A 5,447-nucleotide genomic window follows, 5' to 3' on the forward strand; every position below is an offset into this window, starting at 1 on the left:
TCGCACGCCCTGGCGAGCCGCTTCGGTGGGTAGGTGATGCGGTGGGGACACAAGCGGTGCGCGTTCCACCGAAACGGCGAATTTGAGCGCCGGCGTTAACCGCTTCGCAATTCCTGGCTTTGCGAACCCCGCGACCCGGCCTATTCTCGCTCGGACTGGCCGGGGTGGTTCACCGGCGCAAGCGATGATGTGACCCATGCACATGGATACGGTCTCCGCGCCTTTCGAGGCGGATCTCGACGACAAGCGCGCCGCGCTCGGCTACGTCTCCGAGGCCTTCGCGGAGGGATGTCTCGACGGTCTCGACGGGGATTGCATGGCCCAGGCCGCCCTGTTCGCCGCCTTCCAGGAACTCGTCATGACCTATGGCGAGGAAGCCACCGCCCGTTACGCCGAGGGTTTCCCGGACCGCATCCGCAGCGGGGCGTTCACCACGGCCCCGCAGCACTGAGGGTCTCCGGCCGCGTCGGTATCGCCGAGGCGGCCCGTCGCTCCCGGCACAGGCATCATCAAGGGCGAGCGCATCCGCGCTTGCCCTTTTTCATGGCCGACGCGAGGCCCGTCGGGCCGGTGCCAGCGTCTCCTCGAACACCACCGCCTCGCCCCGCGACGGCGCCGTGAGTGCCCCTTCCCACATCACGCAGTGACCGCGCACCAGGGTGCCCACCGGCCAGCCCGTGACCGTGACGCCGTCATAGGGCGTCCAGCCGCATTTCGAGGCGATCCAGTCGTTGCGGATGGTCTCGCGGCGCTTCAGGTCCACCAAAGTGACGTCGGCGTCGTAGCCGACGGCGAGCCGCCCTTTCCGGGCGATGCCGAACAGGCGCTTGGGGCCCGCGCTCGTGAGGTCGACGAAGCGCGCCAGCGAGAGCCGGCCGGCCGCGACGTGATCGAGCATGATCGGCACCAGGGTCTGCACCCCGGTCATGCCCGAGGGCGAGTCCGGATAAGCCTTGGCCTTCTCCGCCAGCAGGTGCGGGGCGTGGTCGGAACCGAGGATGTCGGCGACTCCCTGGCCGAGCCCGTGCCAGATGCCGTCGCGGTGATCCGCGTCCCGCACCGGCGGGTTCATCTGCACCAGGGTGCCGAGCCGGCCATAGGCTTCCGTGCCGTCGAGGGTGAGGTGATGGGGCGTCACCTCGCAGGTCGCCACGTCCTTGGCGCCCGCCAGATACGCCATCTCCTCCTTGGTGGAGATGTGCAGGATGTGGATGCGCGCCCCCGTGGCGCGGGCGATGCGCACTAGGCGCTGCGTCGCCTTGAGCGCGGCCTCGGGCGAGCGCCAGACTGGGTGCGAGGACGGATCGCCGGGCACGCGCCGGTCCTTCTGCGCGCGCAGCATCGGCTCGTCCTCGGCGTGGAAGGCGGCGCGCCGGCGCGTGCGCTTCAGGATCTCGATGACGCCTTCGTCGTCCTCGACCAGCAGCGAGCCGGTGGAGGAGCCCACGAACACCTTGATGCCAGCCGCCCCCGGCAGGCGCTCCAGCGCCGCCACTTCATGCGCGTTCTCGTGGGTTCCACCGACCCAGAAGGCGAAGTCGCAATGCATCCGGTGATGCGCGCGCGCGACCTTGTCGGCCAGCGCCTCGGCGCTGGTGGTGAGCGGGTTGGTGTTAGGCATCTCGAACACCGCCGTGACGCCGCCCATCACGGCCGCGCGGGAACCCGATTCGAGGTCTTCCTTGTGCTCCAGGCCCGGCTCGCGAAAATGCACCTGGCTGTCGATCACCCCCGGCAGGAGGTGCAGGCCGGTGCAGTCGCGCCGCTCGGTGGCCTCGGCCCCCGACAGGTTCCCGATTGCCGCGATGCGCCCGGCGCGGATGCCGAGATCGGCTCGATGAGCGCCGTCCTGATTCACCACGATGCCGCCGGTGAGAAGGAGGTCGAAGGGCTGGTCCATTCCGTGTCTCCTCGGGCGGCCCGCTCGGTGAGCGCATTGAGACGGGGTGTCGGGCGGCTTATGTCAGGCCTCCGCGACGCGCAATGCCGTCGCCGCCCTGAAGGAGCCGCCATGCCGATCGCCCTGCTGCCGGACCGCGCCGTCGTCACCGTCTCGGGCGAGGACGCGACGAGCTTCCTGCAGGGCGTCGTGACCTGCAACGTCGAGACACTCGGCCCCGACGAGGCCCGCCTCGGCGCCCTGCTGACGCCCCAGGGCAAGATCCTGTTCGACTTTTTGATCTTTCGCGGAGACGAGGACGCGTTCCGGCTCGATGTCGCGGCCGAACGCGCCCCCGACCTCGCCAAGCGCCTCGGCCTCTACCGCCTGCGCGCCAAGGTGACCATCGCCCTCGACCCGGCGCTCGGCGTCGCCGCCGCCTGGGATGGGGCCGAGACCGGCGCCACGGTGACCCGCCGCCGCGACGGCCGCCTCGGGGACCTGGGCGAGCGCCTGTACTTCGGCCTCGGTGCCTTCTCGGCTGATTCGACGGAGGCCGATTACCACGCCCACCGCATCGCGCTCGGGATCCCTGAGGGCGGGCGCGATTTCCCCTGGTCCGATGCCTTCCCGCACGAGGCCCTGATGGACCAGATCGGCGGCGTCGATTTCCGCAAAGGCTGCTACGTCGGCCAGGAGGTGGTCTCGCGCATGCAGCATCGCGGCACGGCCCGCACCCGGATCGTGCCCCTGGTGGCGGCCTCCGGCGAGGCGCTCGAATCCGGCGCGGAGATCACCGCCGGCCAGCGCGGGCTCGGCACCGTGGGCAGCGTCGCGGATGCACGCGGCCTCGGTCTCGTCCGCCTCGACCGTCTCGCGGACGCGCTCGGCACCGGCGAGCCGCTGCGGGCGGGGCGCATCCCGATCGGTGTGGAAAAGCCGGCTTTCGCGACCTTCGGGTTTCCGGACGTGGCCCAGGCGGGCTGACGGCGGATGTCCCGACATCGACGCGCGGACGGCACCCGGCTAAAGCCTCGCGGATGTCCAGCGATGCCTCCGGTCTGATCCACCATCCCGATGGCTGCCTCCGCTGCTGGTGGGCGGGGCGCGATCCGACCTACGTTGCCTATCACGACACCGAGTGGGGCGTGCCGGAACGCGACGGCCGTGCCCTCTACGAAAAGCTGATCCTCGACGGCTTCCAGGCGGGGCTGTCCTGGATCACGATCCTGCGCCGCCGCGAGGGCTTCCGCCGCGCCTTCGCGGGCTTCGACCCGGTTGCCATCGCGCGCTTCACGCAGGCGGATGTCGAGCGGCTGATGCAGGATACCGGCATCATCCGGAACCGGGCCAAGATCGTCGGCACCATCGCTGGCGCCCGCGCCTACCTCGCCATCGAGGCACGCGGACCGGGCTTCAGCCGGTTCCTGTGGGATTTCGTCGACGGTACGCCGATCCAGGGCACGGCCGCACGCCGCCAGGACATCGCCACCGAGACGGAGATCTCGCGAAAGGTGTCGAAGGCCCTGAAGGCGGAAGGCTTCAGCTTCTGCGGGCCGACCATCGTCCACGCCTTCATGCAGGCGGTGGGCCTCGTCAACGACCACCTCGTCGGCTGCCACCGGCACGCCCCCTGCGCCGCCTTGGGGGCACGCGCATGACCAGTCACCGCCGCGCCTGGCAGCGCATGCTCTCGGGGCGCCGCCTCGACCTGCTCGATCCCGCCCCGGGCGATATCGAGATCGCCGACATCGCGCACGGGTTGGCCCGCGTCGCACGCTGGAACGGGCAGACGGCGGGGCCGCACGTCTTCTCGGTGGCCCAGCATGCCCTGCTGGTGGAGGCGATCGGCCGGGCGCTGGCGCCGGGACTGGGCGCGGCCGCGTGCCTCGAACTGCTCCTGCACGACGCCCCCGAATACGTGATCGGCGACATCATCTCGCCCTTCAAGGCGGCGATCGGCGATTCCTATAAGACCGTGGAGCGTCGGCTCCTGGCCGCAATCCGCCTGCGCTTCGGCCTCCCCGCGCCCGCTGCGGCGCTGACCGCTTTGGTCAAGCGGGCGGACGGGATCGCCGCCTATCACGAGGCGATCCAACTCGCGGGCTTCTCGGTGGAGGAGGCTGATGCGGTCTTCGGGGCTTGCGAGGCACTCGAATCGCAGGCCGAGGCCCTGCTCGTTCCCTGGCCCACCGATGTCGCGCAAGACCGCTTCCTCGCCCGCTTCCACGCCCTGACCGAACCGGGTTCCGCCTGATGCCGCATCTCCAGGTCTGTCCGCTCTCGCGCCTGCCCGAGACCCTCGACGCCTCGGGGGCGCGCCACCTCATGACCCTGATGAAGGTCGGCACCGCCATTCCCCGGCCGGCCGGGATCCCGGAGGGGCGCCACTGCGTCGTCGAGGTCAGCGATATCGTCGCGCCGATGGAGGGGCACGTGACCCCGGGCAAGGCCCATGTGGCGGCGATCCTCGATTTCGCCCAGGCCTGGGACCGCGAGCAGCCGCTGCTCATTCATTGCTATGCCGGGATCAGCCGCTCCACGGCGGCGGCCTACATCGCCGCCTGCGCCCTTGCGCCGGAGCGCGACGAGGCCGAGATCGCCCTTGCGTTGCGGGACGCCTCGCCCTCGGCCACTCCCAACGCGCTCTTCGTGGCGATCGCCGACCACATGCTGGGGCGCGGCGGCCGCATGGTCGCGGCCATCGCGGAGATCGGTCGCGGCGCCGAGGCCTTCGAGGGAGAGCCGTTCCGGTTGGCGTTGACGCCCGACATCCGGACAATCGTCTAGGGTGCTGATGAAATGAAGAGACCGGGTTTCGTCTTACCCTCACGACGGACGGCCGTGGCAGGTATCTGAGGTGTGGCCCAAAGGCCGCCCCGGACGATGAAACGAAGAGCGGTGCCGGGGAGCGGGTTGCGGGCTTCGGGGCGGCAGGCTTAGACCGGCAGAATCAAGGGGTAGTTTAGGATGAGTGTCACGCGACCCGCTGTTGCGTCGACGGGCAGTGCCGGTGAGCCGGCCCTCGACCTGCCGTTCGAGAAGGCCCTGGAGCAACTCGAGGATATCGTGCGTCGCCTCGAAAAGGGGGACGTGCCCCTCGATGAATCCGTGGCGATCTACGAGCGCGGCGAGGCGCTGAAGCGCCATTGCGAAGGTCTTCTCCAGAAGGCCGAGGCGCGCATCCAGAAGATTACCCTCGGCGCCGACGGCAAGGCCGCCGGCGTGGCTCCCCTCGACGTCGACTAGGGCGTCCGGGCGTGGAGCGAGTTGAATTTCATCATTGGCCGCAAGTGATTGCGCGCATGTCTTCCCTCCGGGCGTGAGGTTGGTTCGGTGTCACGACAAGAAACCACTTCCACCGAGACGGCGATTTTGGACGGTCTGTCCGAGCCTTCGGCGTTGCGTCTTCTGCCGGAGAGCCAGTTGCAGGCGGTGGCCGATGCGGTGCGCGCCGAGATGATCGACGCGGTCTCGGTGACGGGGGGGCATCTCGGCTCGGGGCTCGGCGTGGTCGAGCTCACGGTGGCCCTGCACCACGTCTTCGACACCCCCGACGACCGCATCG

8 protein-coding genes are annotated in these 5,447 nt (G+C 69.9%); 7 read left to right on the forward strand and 1 reads right to left on the reverse strand.

Going from position 1 to position 5,447, the window contains the following annotated elements:
- Positions 1 to 196 precede the first annotated feature (196 nt).
- Positions 197 to 451, forward strand: coding sequence for a hypothetical protein (locus tag JWQ05_RS08915; protein WP_299657664.1), 255 nt, complete (start codon positions 197 to 199; stop codon positions 449 to 451).
- 90 nt (positions 452 to 541) lie between these two features.
- On the opposite strand, the gene JWQ05_RS08920 is transcribed toward JWQ05_RS08915, so the two are convergent.
- Complete coding sequence (locus JWQ05_RS08920) at positions 542 to 1,900, reverse strand: dihydroorotase (RefSeq protein ID WP_299657665.1); 1,359 nt, start codon at positions 1,898 to 1,900, stop codon at positions 542 to 544.
- A 111-nt stretch (positions 1,901 to 2,011) separates the two neighbouring features.
- Here JWQ05_RS08920 and JWQ05_RS08925 point away from each other — a divergent pair, with 111 nt between their 5' ends.
- From JWQ05_RS08925 to JWQ05_RS08950, 6 genes are all read left to right on the forward strand, one after another.
- Positions 2,012 to 2,866 (forward strand): folate-binding protein YgfZ, encoded by an 855-nt coding sequence (locus JWQ05_RS08925; RefSeq protein WP_299657666.1) that lies wholly within the window; start codon positions 2,012 to 2,014, stop codon positions 2,864 to 2,866.
- A gap of 53 nt (positions 2,867 to 2,919) precedes the next feature.
- Positions 2,920 to 3,540, forward strand: a complete 621-nt coding sequence (locus JWQ05_RS08930) for a DNA-3-methyladenine glycosylase I (RefSeq protein ID WP_299657667.1) — start codon at positions 2,920 to 2,922, stop codon at positions 3,538 to 3,540.
- A complete protein-coding gene (locus tag JWQ05_RS08935) occupies positions 3,537 to 4,136 on the forward strand; it encodes an HD family hydrolase (RefSeq protein ID WP_299657668.1) in 600 nt (199 codons plus the stop codon). Before JWQ05_RS08930 ends, JWQ05_RS08935 begins: the two co-directional genes overlap by 4 nt.
- Positions 4,136 to 4,669: a protein tyrosine phosphatase gene (locus JWQ05_RS08940; RefSeq protein ID WP_299657669.1), complete on the forward strand. Its 534-nt coding sequence runs from the start codon at positions 4,136 to 4,138 to the stop codon at positions 4,667 to 4,669. The genes JWQ05_RS08935 and JWQ05_RS08940 overlap by 1 nt, the downstream gene beginning before the upstream one ends.
- Before the next feature lie 180 nt (positions 4,670 to 4,849).
- Complete coding sequence (locus tag JWQ05_RS08945; protein ID WP_299657670.1) at positions 4,850 to 5,128, forward strand: exodeoxyribonuclease VII small subunit; 279 nt, start codon at positions 4,850 to 4,852, stop codon at positions 5,126 to 5,128.
- Between the two features lie 87 nt (positions 5,129 to 5,215).
- The coding region (locus JWQ05_RS08950; protein WP_299657671.1) for a 1-deoxy-D-xylulose-5-phosphate synthase N-terminal domain-containing protein at positions 5,216 to 5,447 on the forward strand (232 nt) is incomplete at its 3' end.

The sequence above is a fragment of the Methylobacterium sp. genome, assembly GCF_028290105.1.
In the GTDB taxonomy this organism is placed as follows: domain Bacteria; phylum Pseudomonadota; class Alphaproteobacteria; order Rhizobiales; family Beijerinckiaceae; genus Methylobacterium.

Coding starts and splice junctions, on each gene's coding strand:
- JWQ05_RS08925 (WP_299657666.1), top strand. CDS start 2,012: ATGCCGATCGCCCTGCTGCCGGACCGCGCCGTCGTCACCGTCTCGGGC.
- JWQ05_RS08920 (WP_299657665.1), bottom strand. CDS start 1,900: ATGGACCAGCCCTTCGACCTCCTTCTCACCGGCGGCATCGTGGTGAAT.
- JWQ05_RS08940 (WP_299657669.1), top strand. CDS start 4,136: ATGCCGCATCTCCAGGTCTGTCCGCTCTCGCGCCTGCCCGAGACCCTC.
- JWQ05_RS08935 (WP_299657668.1), top strand. CDS start 3,537: ATGACCAGTCACCGCCGCGCCTGGCAGCGCATGCTCTCGGGGCGCCGC.
- JWQ05_RS08915 (WP_299657664.1), top strand. CDS start 197: ATGCACATGGATACGGTCTCCGCGCCTTTCGAGGCGGATCTCGACGAC.
- JWQ05_RS08930 (WP_299657667.1), top strand. CDS start 2,920: ATGTCCAGCGATGCCTCCGGTCTGATCCACCATCCCGATGGCTGCCTC.
- JWQ05_RS08945 (WP_299657670.1), top strand. CDS start 4,850: ATGAGTGTCACGCGACCCGCTGTTGCGTCGACGGGCAGTGCCGGTGAG.